We start from the raw sequence: 19274 nt of genomic DNA on the forward strand, positions 1-19274 counted from the left end.
GCGCCGCGCCCGCCCGTCGCCGTCCCCGCGGGCGCCGGCGTCCCGCCCCGCCACCGTCCACCCCCGACCGAAAAGAGGCCGTGCTGATGGCCGATCACCTGGTGACCCGACTGGAGCGGCACGGCCGCGAAACCCCCGACCGCACCGCCCTGGTCTTCGTCGAGGCCGCCTCCGACGGCTGGTCGGAGCAGCCGCTGAGCTTCGGTGACCTCGACCGCGCGGCCCGCTCGGTCGCCTCCTGGCTGCGCGAGCGGTGCGCCGTCGGCGAGCGCGTGATGCTGCTGTACGGGGCCGGACCCGAGTTCGTGACCGCGCTGGCCGGCTGCCTGTACGCGGGCGTGGTGGCCGTTCCGGCGCCCCAGCCCAGCACCCAGCGCGGCCACAGCTCCCGCGTCGACGGCATCGTGCGGGACGCCGACATCCGCCTGGTGCTGACCGACTCGGCCAACCACGGCACGGCCGTCGCCATGCTGGAGCAGGCCGGTGTCACCGAGCTGCCCTGCGTGGCCACCGACCTGCTGGACCTGGCGCCCGCCCCCGACTGGCAGGTGCCGCCGACCGCCGACGACGACCTGGTGTTCATCCAGTACACGTCGGGCTCGACCAGCGCGCCCAAGGGCGTGATGGTCACCCAGCGCTCGCTGCGCCACAACATCGGCCTGATCGCGCGGGCCTTCGCGCTGGAGTACGACAGCCGCGGCGCCTGCTGGCTGCCCCAGCACCACGACATGGGCCTGATCGGCGCCCTGATCGCGCCGCTGTACGTCGGGGCCCTCGGCTACCAGCTCGCCCCGATGGCCTTCCTGCGCCGCCCGCACCTGTGGCTGGAGCTGATCAGCAGCCGGCGCGCCACCCACACGTCGGCCCCGAACTTCGCCTACGACCTGTGCGCCCGCCGGGTGACCGACGCCCAGCTGGCCGGCCTGGACCTGGGCAGCCTGGTCAGCGCGGGCAACGGCGCGGAGCCGGTCAGCGCCGCCACCCTGCGCCGGTTCGTCGAGCGGTTCGCCCCGGCGGGCTTCCGGCTCGACCAGTTCAACCCCTGCTACGGCATGGCGGAGACCACCCTGCTGGTCTCCGGCACGCCGCGCGGCGAGACCCCGGCCCTGACGGCCGTCGACGCCGAGGCGCTCGCCGCCAACGAGCTGCGTCCGGTCGCCCCGGGCGGCGACGGCCCGCTACTGGTGAGCAGCGGCACCGTCCACGACCTCGACGTGCGGATCGTCGACCCGGCCACCGCCGCCACCCTCCCGGACGGCGGGATCGGTGAGATCTGGATCCGCGGCGACAGCGTGGCCGCCGGCTACTGGCGCAACCCCGAGGCCACCGCGACGACCTTCCGCGCCGTCACGGCGGAGGGCGCGGCGGGCTACCTGCGCACCGGCGACACCGGCGCCCTGCACGAGGGCCGGCTGTACGTCACCGGGCGGATCAAGGAAGTCCTGATCGTCAACGGCCGCAACCTCTACCCGCACGACATCGAGCGCGAACTCGCCGAACTGGACGAGGCGTTCAACGGGCTCAGCGGCAGCGTCTGCACGGTGCCGGGCACCGGTGAGCAGATCGTGGTGATGCACGAGGTCCGCCGCCGCCCCGGCGCCCCCGAGGAGCTGGCCGAGTTCGCCCGGCAGCTGCGCGGCCGGCTCGCCGAGCGGGTCGGCGTGCGGATCCCCAACCTGGTGCTGCTGCGGCCCGGCCAGGTCCGCAAGACCACCAGCGGCAAGGTGCAGCGCTCGCTCATGCGCGAGCTGTTCATGACCGGAGCGCTGGAGCCGGTGGTCGAGGACCTCGACCCGGCCACCGCCGCCCGCTACCGCAACGCGGCCGGTGCGCGATGACCCACGCCGCCACCCACCCCTCCCGCCGGATCGCCGGGGAGCTGGACCGCGCCCTCGGCGACCCCGAGGACGGCGGACGGCTGTTCTCCTACGCGCGCTGCGGCGCGCTGGACGACCGGGAGGAGTTCCCGGTCGAGATCTGCCGGGAGCTGGACCTGCTGGGGCTGCCCCGGCACTACGTCCCGGCCGAGTACGGCGGGGCGCTGGAGAGTTACGAGCACGTCCTGCAGCTGATGCGCGCGGTCGCCCGCCGGGACCTCACCGTCGCCATCGCGCACGGCAAGACCTTCCTCGGCGCGGTGTCGGTCTGGGTCGGCGGCAGCCGGGAGCAGGCCGAGCGGCTGGCCGCCCAGGTGCTCGACGGGACGGTGGTCTCCTGGGGCCTGACCGAGCGCGACCACGGCAGCGACCTGCTGGCCGGCGAGGTCGTCGCCGTGCCGACCGGGGACGGTTACCGGGTGAGCGGCGAGAAGTGGCTCATCAACAACGCCAACCGCGGCCGGGCGGTCTGCCTGCTGGCCCGTACCGGCGAGGCCGGCGACGCGCGCGGCTTCAGCCTGCTGATGATCGACAAGTCCGCCGTCGCGCCGCCCGGCTACCGGCCGCTGCCGGCCGTGAAGCTGCACGGCATCCGCGGCGCCGACATCAGCGGGGTGGCCTTCACCGACGCCCGGGTGCCGGCCGACGCGCTGGTCGGTGGCGAGGGCGACGGCGCCGAGATCGTCCTCAAGAGCCTCCAGCTGACCCGCACGATGTGCGCCGCGCTGTCGCTCGGCGCCGCCGACAACGCGCTCACGCTGGCCGCCGGCTACGCCCTGGAGCGGCGGGCCTACGGCCGGCTGCTGGCCGAACTCCCGCAGACCCGCAGGCTGCTGGCGCAGTCGTACGCGGACGTGCTGCTCGCCGAGGCGGTGAGCACGGTCGCCGTCCGCAGCATCCACGCGCTTCCCGGTGAGCTGGCCGTCTCCTCGGCCGTCACCAAGTACCTGGTACCGACCCTGGTCGACCAGGTGATCGACCGGCTCGGGACCGTGCTCGGCTCGCGCTCGCTGCTGGTCGGCGAGACCTACCAGCACGGCCGCTTCCAGAAGGTCCAGCGCGACCACCGGATCGTCGGCATCTTCGACGGCAACGCGCTGGTCAACCTGCACGCGCTGATCAACCACTTCCCCCTGCTGGCCCGCCAGTTGCGCAAGCGGACGGTGGACGCCGCCGGGCTGGCCGAGGCCACCGACCTGGCCGCGCCGCAGGCCCCGCTCGACCGCGAGCGGCTCAGCCTGCTCCCGCGCGGCGGCTCCAGCGTGCTGCAGGCGCTGCCCGCCGCGGTGGCCGAACTCGGCCGGCTGGCCGCGCACGGCGCCGTCCCGGCCTCGCTCGGCCGGCGGGCCGAGGCACTGCTGGCCGCGGTCGACGGCCTGGCGGTCGAACTGGCCGCCCACCGGCCGGTCCCGGTCGAGGCGCCGCGCGCGGCCTTCGACCTGGCCGAGCGGTACGCCCTGCTGTACGCGGCCGCGGCCGCCGTCCAGCTCTGGCTGCGCAACCACGAGGCATCCGAGCACCAGGGCGGCCTGTGGGCCGACGGGCTCTGGCTGGAGGCGGCGCTGGCCCGGGTGCTGACCCGGCTCGGCCACGGCCCGCGGCGCCCGGTGGCCGGCGACGACCTGCTGGAGCGGCTGGTGCCCTTCCTGGAGGAGCAGCAACGCAGCGGCCTCCTCCCGTCCCTGCTGTCCTACCCCCTGGTGAAGGGAAGCAGCCGATGACCACGGCCACCACCCCCGACTGCTACGCCGACCTCGGCAACCCGGCACCGCTGGAGGCCCTGTTCGGCGACCCCGAGTACCAGGACAACCCGCTGGGCTTCGCCGCCTTCGTGGCCGCCGACGAGCGCGGCGACCTGCTCCCGGCCGGTGAGCGCGTCCTGGACGCCTACGGGCTCGGCGCCGAGTTCGTGCCGCGGCGGCTCGGCGGCCGGCTCGACCGGGCCGACCGGCTGGCCCGGGTGCTGCGCCCGCTGTTCCGCCGCGACGCCGCGCTCGGCCTCGGCCACGGCGCCAGCAACCTGGTCGGCGCGGTCAACGTGTGGGCCCAGGGCGGTGACCAGCAGCAGCGGTGGCTCGCGGACGTCCTGTGCCGCAACGGCCGGATCGCCGCCGCCTACACCGACATGTCCACCGGCAACGACGTCTCGAACACCGCCTTCCGCGGCACCCTGCGGCAGGACCACCTCGTCCTCGACGGCCGCAAGGAGATCATCAACAACCTGGCCCGTGCCGAGGCCGTCACCGTGCTGGCCCGCACCAGCCCGGAGCCCGGCAGCCGCAGCCACTCGATGGTGCTGGTCGACATGGCCACCGCGCCGCGCGACCGGCTGCGCTTCCTGCCGCGCTACCGCACCGTCGGGGTGCGCGCGATGTACCTGGGCGGGCTGCAGTTCGACCACTGCCCGGTGCCGGTGACCGCGGTGGCCGGCGAGGTCGGCGCGGCCATGGAGACCATCCTGCGGTCCTTCCAGGTCACCCGGGCGGTGCTGCCCGCCGCCGCGCTCGGCGCGGTGGACCAGCAGCTGCGCACGGTCACCGGCTTCGCGCTGGGCCGGCGGCTGTACCACCGCACGGTGGCCGACCTGCCGCACGCCCGCTCGGTGCTCACCGACGCCTTCGTGGACCTCCAGGCGGCCGACGCCTTCGCCACCACGGTCTGCCGCGCGCTGCACCTGCTGCCCGGGCAGACGAGCGTCTACGCGGCGGCCGTCAAGTACCTGGTGCCGCTGCTCTTCAAGGACACCGTCGACGCCCTGGGCCAGGTGCTGGGCGCCCGCTCGTTCCTGCGCGAGGGGCCGCACGCGGTGTTCCAGAAGCACGCCCGGGACCTGCCGGTCGCCTCGCTGGTGCACGCCGGCGGCACGGTCTGCCAGGCCACCGTCATCCCGCAGCTGCCCCGGCTGGCCCGCGCCGCCTGGCTGGTCGGCGAACCGGCCCCGGCCGGCGTCTTCCACCTGGCGGGGGACCTGCCCGAGCTGGACTTCGACCGGCTGAGCACCACCGCCGGGCGGTACGACCCGCTGCTGGGGAGCCTGGTGGACGCGGCCGCCCGGGTGCGCGACGAACCGGTCCTGGGCCGGCTCACCGCCCAGCTGGTGGACGAGCTGACCGCGCTCAAGCAGGCCTGCCAGGAGCTCGCGCCTCGGGACCGCACCCCGCTGGCCGGCCCGGTGAGCTTCGAACTCACCCACCGCTACGCGGTGCTGCTGGCCGCCGCCTGCTGCCTGGGCGTGTGGCTGAACAACCCGGACCACCCGGGCGCGTACGCGCACCGGCCCGAGTGGGTCGTCGCGGCGCTGGCCCGGCTCACCGCCCGGCTCGGCTGCCCGCCGGTGCCCGGGGCGGAGGCCGTCCGCCCGGCTGTCTTCCGCGAGCTGCTCGACCGCTACGAGAGCGGCGCCGGATTCGACCTCATCGGCCGGCACCTCGCCTGACCGGCCGGCACCTCGCGCACGCGGACCGGTGGCTCCCGGCGGGAGCCGCCGATGACGCCCAGTGACAGGAAGAGAGCATGGGAAAGTACGTACGGGTCGAGGAGGCCGGGCCGGTCGCGACCGTCCGGCTGCTGCGCCCGACCATCAGCGGCGCCGACCCGGTGCTGCCCGCGGAGCTGGCCGAGGCCGCCGAGCGGGTCGGATCGGACCCCTCCGTCCGGGCCGTGATCCTCACCGGGGGCCGGCGCGTCTTCGGCTCCGGCGCGGACCTCGCGGCGATGGCCGAGCGCACCCCCGCCGAGGTGGACGCGTACACCGCCCGGCTGCACGCCGGGTTCGCCGCGATCGCCGCGATCCCCAAGCCGGTGGTGGCCGCGATCGTGGGCTTCGCCCTGGGCGGCGGGCTCGAACTCGCGCTCTGCGCCGACTTCCGGGTGGCCGGGTCCGGGGCCGTGCTCGGCCTGCCGGAGATCCGGTTGGGGATCATCCCCGGCACCGGCGGCACCCAGCGGCTGCCCCGGTTGATCGGCCCGGCACGGGCCAAGCGGCTGATCATGACCGGACGGCAGGTGGACGCGGCCGAGGCGCTGGAGCTCGGCCTGGTCGACGAGGTCGTCCCGGACGCCGAGGTGCACGCCTCGGCCCAGCGGCTGGCGGAGCGGTTCGCCGACGGGCCGACAGCCGCCCTGGGCGCCGCCAAGCGGGCCGTCGACGAGGGCCTCGGCCGACCGCTGGCCGAGGGACTGGACCTCGAACGGCACCGGTTCGCCGCCCTGTTCGCCACCGCCGACCAGCGGGAGGGCCTGCGGGCACACCTCGCCGGGGAACCCCCGCGGTTCATCGGCCACTGACCCGCCCACCCACCGCAACGAAGGACGTCGATGTCCAGCCTGCACCCCCTCTCCCACGCGCAGCAGTCGCTCTGGTTCCTCTACCGGCTGGCGCCGGACGCCGCGGTCTACAACACCGGGGTGGCCCTCACCGTCCGCTCCGCCGTCGACCTGCCCGCCCTGGAGCGGGCGATCGAGGCGACCGCCGAGCGGCACGACATGCTCCGCTCGCTCTTCGCCGAGCACGACGGCCGGGCCGCCCGCACCGTCGCCGACCGGCACCCGCTGGGCCTGGAACTGCGCGAGCTGCCGGGGCTGACCGACGAGCGCTTCCGCACCGCGGTGCGGGACGCGCTGCGCGAGCCGTTCCGGCTGGAGCGCGACGGCGCGTTCCGCTTCGTCCTGCTGCGCCGCGGCGCCGAGGACGCCGTCCTGCTGATGGCCGGCCACCACATCGGCACCGACGCCACCTCCAACTGGCTGATCCTGCGCGACCTGCTGCAGAGCTACCGGCGGCTGGTCGACGGGCGGGAGCCCGACCTCGCACCCCTCACCGCGGACTACGACGACTACACGGCCCGGGAGCGCGACCTGCTCGGCTCGCCGCGCGGCGCCCGGATGGAGCAGTACTGGCACGATTTCTGCGCCGGGGCGATCCCGGCCGAGATCCCCACCGACCGCCCCCGGCCGACGAGTCCGGGCTACCGCGGCAGCACCCACCACCTGGACCTGAGCGGCCCGCGGGTGGCCGGGCTGCGCGAGCTGGCGCTGGCCGACGGGGTCTCGCTGTTCTCCCTCCTGCTCGGGATCCTCCAGGGGCTGCTGCACCGCTACACCCGGCAGAACGCCTTCCTGGTCGGCGCGCCGACCACCACCCGGCTGAGCCCGGCGACCCGCGAGGTGGTCGGGAACTTCATCAACACCCTGCTGTTCCGGGCCGACCTGGCGCCGGGGGCGAGCTTCCGCGACGCGGCCCGGGCCGCCGACGCGCAGGTCAAGGCGGGCCTCGGCCGGGTCGGTTACCCGTTCGAGCTGCTCACCCGGACGGTCAACCGGCCGCGGACCGGCGCCGGCTCCGCGCTCTGCCGGATCACCTTCAACATGATCGGCACCAGCAGTCCCGACCCGCTGCTGAGGCTGCTCCTGGACGCGGCCGACGGCGCACCGGCCGAGTTCGCCGGACTGCGCATCGCGCCGTTCGAACTCCCTCAGGCAGAAGGTCAGTTGGACCTCGCGGTGAATGTGCGGCAGAGCGTGGACTCGCTGGCCGTCGACTTCCGCTACGACGTCGACCTGTTCGACGAGGCCACCGTCGAGCGGTTCGCCGGCTACTTCGTCCGGGCCGTCGACGCGGCCCTGGCCGACCCGGACGCCGCCGTCGCGCGCCTCACCCTGGTGGACGCGGCCGCGATGGACCGGATGTTCGGCTTCGCCACCGGGGGAGGGCGGCGCGTTGGCTGAGACCGTCCACCGGACCCTGCGGGTGGCCGGCCGGCGGATGCACGTCGCCGAGGCCGGCGAGGGGCCGCTGATCGTGCTGGTGCACGGCTTCCCCGAACTCTGGTACTCCTGGCGCCACCAGCTCACCGGGCTGGCCGAGGCCGGCTACCGGGTGGTCGCCCCCGACATGCGCGGCTACGGCCTCAGCGAGTGCCCCGCCGAGGCCGACCAGTACACCATCCACCACCTGGTCGGCGACGTCGTCGCGCTGATCGGCGCGCTCGGCGCCGACCGGGCGGTGGTGGCCGGGCACGACTGGGGCGCCCAGGTCGCCTGGCACACCGCGCTGATGCGCCCGGACCTGGTCCGCGGCGTGGCCGGGCTGAGCATCCCCTACCGGCCGCGGGCCGGCCTGCCGCCGCTGCCCGCGATGCGGCGCGCCATGGGCGAACGCTTCTACATGCTGTACTTCCAGGAACCCGGCGCGGCCGAGCGGGAGCTGGAACGCGACGTGCCCGCCGCACTGCGCCGGCTGCTGGCCGGTACCAGCGGCGGCGCGCCGCCCTTCGACCCGGTCGTGCCGGACGGCGGCGGCTTCCTCGACCTGTACCCGGAGCCCGACCGGCTGCCCGGCTGGCTGACCGAGCCGGACCTCGCCGTCTACGCCGAGGCGCTCGGCGCCACCGGCTTCACCGGCGGCCTGAACTGGTACCGGAACCTGCACCGCAACTGGGAGCTCACCGCGCCGCTCAACAAGGCCGCGATCCAGGTCCCGGCGCTCTACCTGGCCGGTACGGACGACTTCGTGGTCCGCGGCCAGGACCCCGACCGGCTGGCGGACGAGCTGCGGCGCTGGGCGCCCCGGCTGCACCGCAGCGTGCTGCTGCCCGGCTGCGGCCACTGGACCCAGCAGGAGCGCCCCGCCGAAGTCACCGCCGCGCTGGCCGAGTTCGCCGCCTCGCTGGACTGACCGGCACCCCGTCACCACCCCCACGATTTCCGACCCTCCCGAGGAGTTACCACCATGACCACGTCCATCGAGCAGACCCACGACCTCACCGAGCTGCGCGCCTGGCTCACCGAGCGGGTGGCCTTCTACCTGGAGATCCCGGTCGAGCAGATCCGGCCCGACGTCAAGCTCGTCGAGTACGGCCTGGAGTCGGTCTACGCCCTCGCCCTGTGCGGCGACGCGGAGGACGAGTTCGAGGTCGAGCTGGAGCCCACCCTGGCCTGGGACTACCCCACCATCGACGCCCTCTCCGGCCTGCTCGCCGAGAAGATCGCCGAGCGGGCCTGACCCCGCACCGGCAGAGAGGAGGACGACCATGCGTGCCGCCATCACCCGTGGGGGCGCACTCGTCGTCGAGGAGGTCCCGGACCCGGTGCCGCAGGCCGGACAGGTGCTGGTCCGCACCTTGGCCTGCGGCATCTGCGGCTCGGACCTGCACGCCCTCGACGACCCCGAAGCGTTCGGCGACGTCATGCGCCGCACGGGCGGGAGCACCCACGACATCCGCGAGGGACTCGTGCTCGGCCACGAGTTCGCCGCCGAGATCGTCGACTACGGCCCGGGCACCGTCCGGGCCCTGCCGACCGGCACCGTGGTGTGCGGCCCGCCGATCGGCTTCGGACCGCAGGGCAGCGGGATCATCGGCTACACACCGGCCTTCCCCGGCGGCTTCGGCGAGTACATGCTGCTCTCCGAGGCCTTCACCATGCCGGTGCCCAACGGGCTCGACCCGAAGACCGCCGCGCTCACCGAGCCGTTCTCGATCGCCGCCCGGGCCGTCCGGCGGGCCGAGGCGGCTCCCGGCTCGGTCGCCGTGGTGATCGGCCTCGGCCCGGTGGGCCTGGGCATCGTCGCGGTGCTCAAGGCCAGGGGCCTCGGCCCGGTCGTCGCGGTGGACTTCTCGCCGCGCCGCCGGGCCTTCGCCGAGCGACTAGGCGCCGACATCCTGATCGACCCGGCCGTCGAGTCCCCGTACGACCGCTGGACCTCGCTCGGGGTGATCCCCGGAATGATGGACCGGATGGCCGCCGAGTACCGGGGCGTGCGAATCAAGGACGCCGTCATCTTCGAGTGCGTCGGCACGCCCGGCATGCTCGCCCGGGTCGTGGACGGGGCACCGGCCGGCGCCCGCATCGTGCTCGTCGGCGTCTGCCTGCGCCCGGACACCTTCGACCCCGGCGTGGCCGTCGGCAAGGAGCTGGACATCCGCGGCTCCTTCGGCGGCAGCCCGACCGAGTACCGCCAGACCCTGCGCGACATCGCGGAGGGCCGGATCGACGCCGGCGCCGTGATCACCGGGGTGACCGGCCTGGACGGACTGGCCGGGGCGATCGCAGAACTGGGCGAGCCGGACCGCCACGCGAAGATCATCGTCGATCCTTCGCTGGACCGGTTCGTCGTCTGACCCAGCCAACCAAGCGTGGAGGACCAATGCTCGTCGACACGTCTGAACAGTCCGCGGCGGTGGGCCTGCTGGAACGCCCCGACCCGGGCGACCTCGCCCCGCCGTCCACCTACCGACGACTCCTCGACCTGTTCCACCGGGGTGACATCGCCTACCGGCTGATGGACCACCCGCCGGAGGGGCAGACCACGCTCGCCAGCGAGCTGCGGGGCCACGAGCTCTCCGCCGCCGCCAAGTGCATGGTGGTCACCGTCACCAAGGGCGGCCGGCCCGCCCGCCACGTGCTGGCCGTGATACCCGGCGACTGCCGGGTCGACCTCAAGCAGGTCGCCCGGGTGGCCGGCGGCGGCAAGGCGCGGTTCGCCGACCAGGGCGTCGCCGAGGCGCTCGGCGCGACGGTGAGCGGGACGATCACCCCGTTCTCCTTCCACCCGGACCTCCAGGTCCTCGCCGACCCGGCCCTCTTCGACCAGCCGGAGCTGTACTTCAACGCCGCCCGGCTGGACCGGTCGGTCGCGATCAAGTCGGCCGACTACCTGCGGCTGGCCCGCCCCCAGGTGGTCCCGATCACCTGATCACCACAGGGCTCCACACCGGTGGCACTCCTTCTCGACAAGGGGTGCCACCTTCCCTTTTCCCCGGAACGGGCGCGACATGACACTCCTTCGGCCTGCCAACTACGGTGGGCGCATGACAACCGGCACAGCCCCGCGGCGGCTGCTCACCCTCGCGCTCCGCCGCGCGCCGTGGTCGGTGCGGGTCTGGCGGGACATCGTGTTCCTCTGCCTGGGCGTCCCGCTCCAGCTGGCCTCCTTCTCCCTGGTGGCGGTGCCCTGGCTGCTGTTCGTCGAACCCGCCGACGACTGGCTCTACTGGCCGCTGGAGACCACCCAGCTGATGCTGACCGTGGTCGGACCGCTCGCCTTCCTGCTGCTCTCGGTCACCGCCCTGAACGAGGCGCAGCACCGCCGGTTCCGCTACCTGCTCGGCGAGTCGATCCCGCGTGCCGCCCACAGCACGATCCGGCTCAGCTGGCGCGGGCTCGCCACCTCGGTCCGCTCGCAGGCCGCCTGGCGCCAGCTCGGCTACCACGTCCTGGTCGGGCCGGTGCTCGGGCTCGCCGGGCTCGCCGTGCTGGCCGGCTGGCTCTACGCCATCGCCCTGGCCGGCGCGTACGGCTGGATCTGGGCCCTGCCCGAGCAGGTCCGCCAGCGCGCCGCCGTGTTCACCGCCGGCGGCCTGCTGCTCGTCCTCGTGATGCCCTGGGTGACGGCGCTGGTGGTCGGCGCGGACGGCTACCTGGCCCGCCGGCTGCTCGGGCCCAGCCGGGCCGAGCGGCTCGCCGAACGCGTCGACGACCTGACCGAGGGCCGGAACGGCCTGGTGGCCGCCGCCGACGCCGAACGGCGCCGGATCGAGCGCGACCTGCACGACGGCACCCAGCAGCGCCTGGTCGCCCTGGCGATGACCCTCGGCCTGGCCCGGGCCACCCTGACCGACGCCGGGCCGAACGCGAAGGGCGTCATCGACAAGGCGCACCGGGAGGCGCTGGAGGCCATCGCCGAGCTGAAGCACCTCGTCCGCGGCCTGCACCCGGCGGTCCTGGACGACCGCGGCCTGGACGCCGCGCTGTCCGGGGTCGCCGCCCGCGCCCCGCTGCCCGTCGACCTGGCGGTCACGGTGGACCGCCGCCCCGCGACGGCCATCGAGTCCGTCGCCTACTTCGTCGTCGCCGAGGCGCTCAACAACGTCGCCAAGCACGCCCGCGCCGAGCGCGCCGTCGTGCGGGTGGACCGCGTCGCCGACCTGCTGCGCGTCGTCGTCACCGACGACGGTGTCGGCGGCGCCGACCAGAGCCGGGGCACCGGCATCGCCGGCCTCAGCCGTCGCGCCCGCTCGGTGGACGGCACCTTCCGGATATCCAGCCCCGTCGGGGGCCCGACCACCATCACCGTGGAGCTGCCGTGCGCGTCGTGATCGCCGAGGACTCCGTCCTCCTGCGAGTCGGCCTGACCAACGTCCTGGAGACGATGGGCTTCGAGGTCGCCGCCGCCGTCGGCGACGCGGAGGAGGTGCTCCTCGCCGTCGAGGAGCACCGGCCGGACGTCGCCATCCTCGACGTCCGGATGCCGCCCTCGCACACCGACGAGGGCGTGCGGGCCGCGCTGGTGATCCGCCGTCGCTGGCCGGAGACCGCCCTGCTGCTGCTCTCCCAGTACGTCGAGGAGCGCTACGCGGCCGACCTGGTCGCCACCAACCCCAGCGGCATCGGCTACCTCCTGAAGGAACGCGTCGCGCACGTCGAGGAGTTCGTGGACGCGCTGCGCAAGGTCGCCGCCGGCGGCACCGCGCTCGACCCCGAGGTCGTCTCGCAGCTCTTGTTGCGCCGGCAGAGCGGCCCGCTCGACCGGCTGACCGAGCGGGAGCGGGAGGTGCTCGCGCTGATGGCCGAGGGCCAGTCGAACTCCTCCATCGCCGCCGCGCTGGTGATCAGCGACAGCGCCGTCGGCAAGCACATCAACAGCATCCTCACCAAGCTCGACCTGCCCCGCGAGGACGCCGGCGGCCACCGCCGGGTCCGCGCCGTGCTGCGCTTCCTGGAAGGGCGCTGACCGGCTGGGTCCCCGAGCCCGGTCGGGCCTGGTCGGGCCGCGCTGTCCGGTCGGGTCCGGTCGGGCCGCGCTGTCCGGCCCGTCCGGACCCGTTCCGCCCCGAGGGCCCCCGCGGTCGTACCGACCGCGGGGGCCCTCGGGCGTTCCGCCGCTAGTGGACGGTGCCGACGCCGGTCACCACCCGCTGGGCGCGGGTCCGCAGCTCGTCGAGCACGTCCTCGGAGTCCGGCGCGGACCCGCCGGACACCAGGGCGGTCACCGCGTGGCTGTCGAAGCCCGCCGCCAGCAGCAGCCGCCAGTCCTCCGGCGTGGCCTGCACGTGGGTGACGCGCTGCGCGTCCACCAGGGCGACCAGCGCCGCCGGGTCCGCGGCCTCGGCCTCGGACGCCAGCACCACCCGGGCGCCGCCGGTGAGCGGCAGGTGCAGCTCCGCCGCCGCCCGCAGGCCCGCCCCCGGAGCGGCCGCCAGCCAGGCGCCGCGCCGGATCCCGCCGAGCTCGGCCCGGACCTTCTCCAGCAGCCGGCCCAGCTCACGGTGGTCGACCGGCACGCCGTCCAGCAGGCAGGCCGCCCCCTCCGGCGAGGCCGCGAGCGGCAGCGCCCCGGCCGGCCGGGCGGCGAGCGGCGCCGCCTCGTCGTCCAGCCGCAGCACCCCGCCGGTGAAGCCCCCGGCCACCGCCCGATCGGTGATCAGGAAGGTGACCCGCGGGTCGACCTGCTCCGCCGCGGCGGCCGGGTCGATCAGCTGGTACGCGGCGCCGGCGCGCCAGACGCCCTGGAGCACCGGGACCAGCTCGGCCCGGCGGCCCAGCGCCACCCCGACCACCGCACCCGGGCCGACCGCGAGCGCGGTCAGGTGGTGCGCGATCCGGTTGGCGTACTCGTCCACCTCGCGGTAGCTCAGCGTGCGCCCGGACGCGACCACGGCCACCGCCTTCGGCGTGCGGGCCGCCTGCTCGGCGATCAGCCCGACCGGCAACGGCTGCTCCAGCTCGGCCGCGGGCGCACCCGCCGACGCCGTGGGGGCCGGCAGGTAGCCGGCGGTCGCGTCCCCGTCCGGGTCGGCGGCCATCGCCTCCAGCACCAGCCGGTACATCGCGACGAGCTGCGCCAGCTGCGCCCGGCCGAGCGCGCCGGCCCCGGTGCTGAGCCCGATCCGGCCGCCGGTGGCGATCACGGTCAGGGCGAACTCGTTGGAGCCGTCGTTCATCGAGGCCCGGACGTCCACCGCGCCGCGGTCGACCTGGTGGAAGTCGAGGAACTCGAACATCACGCTCAGCGCCGCCCGGCCGGGCCCGGCCGCCCGCTGGATGGCGGGCAGCGGGTAGCGGCGGTGCGACCAGAGCTCGGTCTCGGTGCCGAAGACCCGCGCGACCAGCTCGCGCCAGGTCTTCGCGCCCCGGGCGGCCGGGAAGGGCAGGGTGTTGAGGTGCATGCCGAGCACCCGCTCCGCGCCCGGCGCCTCCAGGCGGCCGTGGTAGACCACGCCCGTGTGGAAGGCCGGGGCCGTGCTGAGCGAGCCCATCACCGTGAGGTGCGCGGCGAGCAGCACCGTCTTGAGCGAGGTGTTCGCGCCGACGGCGAGCGCCCGCAGCCGCTCCTCCAGGTCCGCGTACTCGACGTTGAGCAGCAGCGACCCGGCGCTCCGGTCCCGCCAGGTGGCGGGCAGCTCCAGCGGGCTGTGCCGGTCGACCACGTCCTGCCAGAAGGCCTGGTCGGCCGGGTCGGACAGGGCGGTCAGCTCGGCGGCGACGTAGTCCGCGTACCGGACCGCGGGGGCCTGGTAGGCGGTCGGCGTCCCGCCGTCGCGCAGCGTCCGGTAGGTGTCGAGCAGCTCCATCAGCAGCGAGTTGAGCGTCCAGCCGTCGGTGACGGCGTGGATGTGGCTCGCGGTGACCCGCCAGGCCTCGTCCGACTCGACGTGCACGGCGATCCGCAGCAGCGGCGCGGCCGTCAGCTCGAACCCGCGGGCCCGCTCCTCGGCCACGTAGCCGCGCGCCCGCTCGGCCCGCTCGTCCTCGGTCAGGCCGCGCAGGTCGTGCACGGTGACGGGGACCTCGGCGGTGGCGTGCACCAGCTGGAGCGGCCGGCCGAACCCGGTCAGGTGCACCGAGGTGCGCAGCAGCTCGTGGCGGTCCGCCAGCAGTGCCAGGGCCCGCCGCAGCGCCGCTTCGGCGAACGGCCGGGTGTCCGGGATCCGGAAGGAGTTGATGTGGTGGTAGGCCGTGCCGCCCTCGCCCGCCATCAGCTCGACGAGCATGCCGGTCTGGATCTGGGAGAGCGGGTAGGCGTCGACGACGTCGGCGGGCAGGGCCGCCCGGTCCTCCTCGTCGACCAGCGCGAACGGCTCGACGGCGGTGATCAGCGACCGGCCGTCGCCGCCGGGCAGGGCCGCGGCCAGGGCGGCGACGGTCCGCCGCTCGAACACGTCGCGGATGGTCAGGTCGTGGCCGGCCTCGCGCAGCGCGCCGACCAGGCGGACGGCCCGGATCGAGTCGCCGCCGAGGTCGAAGAAGCTGTCCTCGACACCGACCTGCGCCAGGCCCAGCACCTCGGCCCAGACCGCCGCCAGGGCGGCCTCCAGCTCGGTGCGCGGTGCGAGATGGTGCTCGCCCACGACGCTCACCGCCTGCTCCGGCGCGGGCAGCGCCCGGCGGTTCACCTTGCCGTTGGTGGTCAGCGGGATCCCCGCCAGGGTGACGAACGCCGCCGGCACCATGTAGCCGGGCAGCGCCGCCGCCAGGTCCGACCGCACCGCGGCGAGGTCCGGGGCGGCGGAGCCGGCCGGCACCAGGTAGGCGACCAGCGACTTCTCGCCGGCCTCGTTCCGGTGCACGATCACGGTCGCCTCGTCCACCAGCGGGTGCTCGCGCAACCGGGCCTCGATCTCGCCCAGCTCGATCCGGAAGCCGCGGACCTTCACCTGGCCGTCGATCCGGCCCAGCGACTCGTAGCGGCCGTCGGGCAGGCGCCAGGCGAGGTCGCCGGTGCGGTACAGGCGGGAGCCGGCCGGGCCGTACGGGTCCGGCACGAACCGCTCGGCGGTCAGCCCGGGGCGGTTCAGGTAGCCGCGGGCCACGCCCGGGCCGCCCACGTGGATCTCGCCCGGCACGCCGTCCGGCACCAGGTGCCCGTTGGCGTCCAGCAGGTGGATCACGGTGTCGGCGACCGGCAGGCCGATCGGGGACGCCGCCTGGGGCAGGTCCGACTCCGTCACCCGGTGGTAGATCGAGTGCACGGTGGTCTCGGTCGGCCCGTAGATGTTGATCAGGGCCGTCCGCACGCCGAACTTCGCCGTCCAGGGAGCCAGTTGCGACATGTCCAGGCGCTCACCGCCGAACACGACCGCACGCAGCCCCAGCCGGTCGACGCGCGGGTCGCCCTCCTGCACCAGCCCGGTCAGCGAGCGGAACGCGGACGGGGTCTGGCAGAGCACGGTGACCCGCTCGGCCACCAGCAGCTCGACCAGCTCCTGCGGCGACCGGGCGACCATCGCGGGGACGACCACCAGGCGGCCGCCGTGCAGCAGCGGGGCCCAGATCTCCTTGACCGAGAAGTCGAAGGCGTAGGAGTGGAACAGCGCCCACACGTCGTCCGCGGCGAACGGGAAGTCCGCACGGGTCGCGCCGAACAGGCGCGGCACGTTGGCGTGCGCGGTGCCGACGCCCTTCGGCAGGCCGGTCGAACCGGAGGTGTAGATGACGTACGCCAGGTTGTCCGGGCGCACCCCGGTGGCCGGGGCGGTGGCCGGGCGGGCGTCGATCGCGGCCCGGTCGGCGTCCATCAGCACCCGGGCGCCCGCGAACTCGATCGGCTCCAGGGCGGAATGGGTCACTAGGATCGGCGCCTTGGCGTCGGCCAGCATGTAGGCGAGACGGTCGGCCGGGTTGGCCGGGTCCAGCGGCAGGTAGGCGGCGCCGGACTTCAGGATGCCCAGCAGGGCGGGGACGAGGTCCGGGCCGCGCTCCAGCGACAGGCCGACGACCCGCTCCGGCCCGGCGCCCAGGGCGATGAGGTGGTGGGCGATGCGGTTGGCCCGCTCGTCCAGCTCGGCGTAGGTGAGGCTCTGATCGCCACTGGTCAGCGCGACGGCGTCCGGGGTGCGGGCGGCCTGGGCGGCGAACAGCTCGTGCAGGCAGCCGGCGGCCTGCTGCTCGACCGGTGCCCGGAGCACCGGGACGAGCCGTCGGTCGGCCTCGGCCAGCGGGACGGGCAGGGCGTCACCGTCGGCGTCGGCGGCCATCGCCTCCAGCACCGACCGGTACATCGCGCCCAGCCGCTCCAGGTTCTCCCGGCTCATCGTCGAGACCGCGGCCCCGAGGCTGAGCCGGCCGACCCCGGCGATCGCCATCAGGCCGAACTCGTTGCGGCCGTCGTTCAGGCCACCACCGGTGTCCACCGTGCCGGTGTCGACCTGGTGGAAGTCCTGGTGGTCGAAGAGCACGGTGAGCAGGTCGCGGGTGTTCCCGGCGGCGCGCTGGATGGCGGGCAGTGGGTACCGGCGGTGCGACCAGATCTCGGTCTCCGTCGCGTAGGTCCGCTCGACCAGTTCGCGCCAGGTCTTCGCGCCCCGCGTGGTCGGGAACGGCAGGGTGTTGAGGTGCATGCCGAGCACGCGGTCGGCGCCCGGCGCCTCCAGGCGGCCGTGGTAGACCACGCCGGTGTGGAAGGCGTCCTCGGCGGTGAGGCTGCCCATCACCTTGAGGTGAGCGGCCAGCATGACGGTCTTGAGCGAGGTCTTCGCCTCGGCCGCCAGCCTGTGCAGGCCCTCCTCCAGGTCCGCGAACGGCACGCCGATCGAGTGGCGCTGCTCCGAGTCCTCGGCGCCGGCCCAGGTGGCCGGGATCCGCAGCGGGGTGTACCCGTCCACGACGTCCTGCCAGAAGACCTGCTCCTCGGTGCTCGCCAGGGCGGCCTCCTCGGCGGCGACGTAGTCGGCGTAGCGGACCGCCGGGGCCACGTGGGCGGCCGGCTCGCGGCCGTCCCGCAGCGCCTGGTAGCAGCCGACCAGCTCCATCAGGAAGGAGTTGATCGTCCAGCCGTCGGTCACCGCGTGCAGGTGGCTGACCGTCAGGCGCCAGGCCTCGGCCGACTCGATGTGGACCGCCAGGTGGAGCAGCGGGCCGTTCACCAGGTCGAACCCGGCCGTCCGGGCCGCGGCGACGAACGCGCGGCCGTGGGCTTCCTGCTCGGACTCGGTCAGGCCGCGCAGGTCCTCGACGACGAACGGGATCTCGACGTCGGCGTGGACGAGCTGGAGCGGCCGGCTGTAGCCGGTCAGGTCGACCGAGGTCCGAAGGATCTCGTGCCGGGCGGTGACCAGGCCGATGGCCTCGCTCATCGCTGCGGCGTCGAAGGCGTTCGCGTCCGGCAGACGGAAGGAGTTGATGTTGTGGTAGCTGTTTCCGCCGTCCGCCGTGAGCATCTCGACGAGCATGCCGGTCTGGATCTGGGAGAGCGGGTAGGCGTCGACGATGTCGGCCGGGAGGGCCTTGCGGTCCTCGTCGCCGATGAGGGCGAAGGGCTGGACGGCGGTGATGAGGGATTCGCCGGTGCCGTTGCCGGGGAGGGCTGCGGCCATGGCGGTGATGGTGCGCTGCTGGAAGACGTCGCGGATGGTGACGTCGTAGCCGGCGGCGCGCAGGGCGCCGACGAGGCGGACGGCGCGGATGGAGTCGCCGCCGAGGTCGAAGAAGCTGTCGTGGATGCCGATGCGGGGGAGGTCGAGGACCTCGGCCCAGATGGTGGCGAGGCGTTCTTCGAGGGGGGTGCGGGGGGCGGTGTAGTGGGTGGTGGTGAGGGTGTCGAGGTCGGGGGTGGGGAGGGCGCGGGTGTCGATCTTGCCGTTGGGGGTGAGGGGGATGGTGTCGATGGTGAGGTAGGTGGTCGGGATCATGTAGTCGGGGAGTTTGTCGGCGAGTTGGGCGCGTAGTGCCTGGGTGTCGATGGTGGTGTGGGTGATGAGGTAGGCGGTGAGGCGCTTGTTGCCGGGGCTGGGTTCGCGGACGGTGACGACGGTGTCGGTGATGTGGGGGTGTTCTCGCAGGCGGGCTTCGATTTCGCCGAGTTCGATGCGGTAGCCGCGGATCTTGACCTGGTTGTCGATGCGGCCGAGGGTTTCGAGGGTGCCGTCGGGGAGGAAGCGGGCGAGGTCGCCGGTGCGGTAGAGGCGGGTGCCGGCGGGGCCGTGGGGGTTGGGGAGGTACTTCTCCGCGGTGAGGTCGGGGCGGTGGTGGTAGCCGCGGGAGATGCCGGTGCCGTCGATGTGGATCTCGCCGGGGACGCCGACGGGGACGGGGTGGAGGTGCTCGTCGAGGACGTGCATGCCGGTGTTGGGGAAGGGTGTGCCGAGGGGGACGGCTTCGAGGGTGAGGGTGGTGTCGACGGGGCTGCCGGAGTTGCCGATGGTGATCTCGGTGGGTCCGTACTCGGTGGCGAGGCGGGTGCCGTGGGGGCCGGCGAGGTCCTGCCAGCGCTGGGCGAGGGTGAGGGGGAAGTTGTCGCCCGCGGCGATGACGATGCCGGCGAGGTCGCGTGCCTGGGTGGGGGTGAGTTGGTGGGTGAGGAGGTCGAGGTGGCCGGGGGTGAGCTTGATGAAGGAGAACGGTCCGGCTTCCACCAGTGCCGTGCCCAGGCTCGCGGTGTCGAGGCTGTCGGGGAGGAGG

At 74.5% G+C, this 19274-nt stretch carries 12 protein-coding genes; 11 read left to right on the forward strand and 1 reads right to left on the reverse strand.

From position 1 onward, the window contains the following. Positions 1-86: 86 nt before the first annotated feature. The 11 genes from OG618_RS20315 to OG618_RS20365 all read left to right on the forward strand — a co-directional run bounded on the left by OG618_RS20315 (position 87) and on the right by OG618_RS20365 (position 12609). Entirely contained in the window at positions 87-1838 is a 1752-nt protein-coding gene (locus tag OG618_RS20315; RefSeq protein WP_329488954.1) for a fatty acyl-AMP ligase, read from the forward strand. Continuing rightward, on the forward strand, positions 1835-3598 hold the full coding sequence (locus OG618_RS20320) for an acyl-CoA dehydrogenase family protein (protein WP_329488955.1): 1764 nt from the start codon (positions 1835-1837) through the stop codon (positions 3596-3598). Before OG618_RS20315 ends, OG618_RS20320 begins: the two co-directional genes overlap by 4 nt. Further along, the gene (locus OG618_RS20325; RefSeq protein ID WP_329488956.1) at positions 3595-5313 is read left to right on the forward strand and encodes an acyl-CoA dehydrogenase; all 1719 of its coding nucleotides are present in this window, start codon (positions 3595-3597) and stop codon (positions 5311-5313) included. The genes OG618_RS20320 and OG618_RS20325 overlap by 4 nt, the downstream gene beginning before the upstream one ends. 77 nt (positions 5314-5390) lie before the next feature. Continuing rightward, complete coding sequence (locus OG618_RS20330) at positions 5391-6164, forward strand: enoyl-CoA hydratase/isomerase family protein (RefSeq protein ID WP_329488957.1); 774 nt, start codon at positions 5391-5393, stop codon at positions 6162-6164. A 30-nt stretch (positions 6165-6194) separates the two neighbouring features. Further along, positions 6195-7604: a condensation domain-containing protein gene (locus OG618_RS20335; protein ID WP_329488958.1), complete on the forward strand. Its 1410-nt coding sequence runs from the start codon at positions 6195-6197 to the stop codon at positions 7602-7604. 37 nt (positions 7605-7641) lie between these two features. Continuing rightward, the gene (locus OG618_RS20340) at positions 7642-8553 is read left to right on the forward strand and encodes an alpha/beta fold hydrolase (RefSeq protein ID WP_329492188.1); all 912 of its coding nucleotides are present in this window, start codon (positions 7642-7644) and stop codon (positions 8551-8553) included. A gap of 54 nt (positions 8554-8607) precedes the next feature. After that, on the forward strand, positions 8608-8880 hold the full coding sequence (locus OG618_RS20345; protein ID WP_329488959.1) for an acyl carrier protein: 273 nt from the start codon (positions 8608-8610) through the stop codon (positions 8878-8880). A 28-nt stretch (positions 8881-8908) separates the two neighbouring features. Next, positions 8909-9997, forward strand: a complete 1089-nt coding sequence (locus OG618_RS20350; protein WP_329488960.1) for a zinc-binding dehydrogenase — start codon at positions 8909-8911, stop codon at positions 9995-9997. Positions 9998-10023: 26 nt separating this feature from the next. After that, a complete protein-coding gene (locus OG618_RS20355; RefSeq protein ID WP_329488961.1) occupies positions 10024-10572 on the forward strand; it encodes a YbaK/EbsC family protein in 549 nt (182 codons plus the stop codon). Between the two features lie 115 nt (positions 10573-10687). After that, on the forward strand, positions 10688-11974 hold the full coding sequence (locus tag OG618_RS20360; protein ID WP_329488962.1) for a sensor histidine kinase: 1287 nt from the start codon (positions 10688-10690) through the stop codon (positions 11972-11974). Beyond that, positions 11962-12609, forward strand: coding sequence for a response regulator transcription factor (locus OG618_RS20365; RefSeq protein WP_329488963.1), 648 nt, complete (start codon positions 11962-11964; stop codon positions 12607-12609). The genes OG618_RS20360 and OG618_RS20365 overlap by 13 nt, the downstream gene beginning before the upstream one ends. Before the next feature lie 151 nt (positions 12610-12760). Here OG618_RS20365 and OG618_RS20370 read toward each other — a convergent pair whose 3' ends face one another. Further along, complete coding sequence (locus OG618_RS20370) at positions 12761-19243, reverse strand: non-ribosomal peptide synthetase (RefSeq protein ID WP_329492189.1); 6483 nt, start codon at positions 19241-19243, stop codon at positions 12761-12763. Positions 19244-19274 lie beyond the last annotated feature (31 nt).

It is taken from the genome of Kitasatospora sp. NBC_01246 (genome assembly GCF_036226505.1).
GTDB lineage: Bacteria > Actinomycetota > Actinomycetes > Streptomycetales > Streptomycetaceae > Kitasatospora.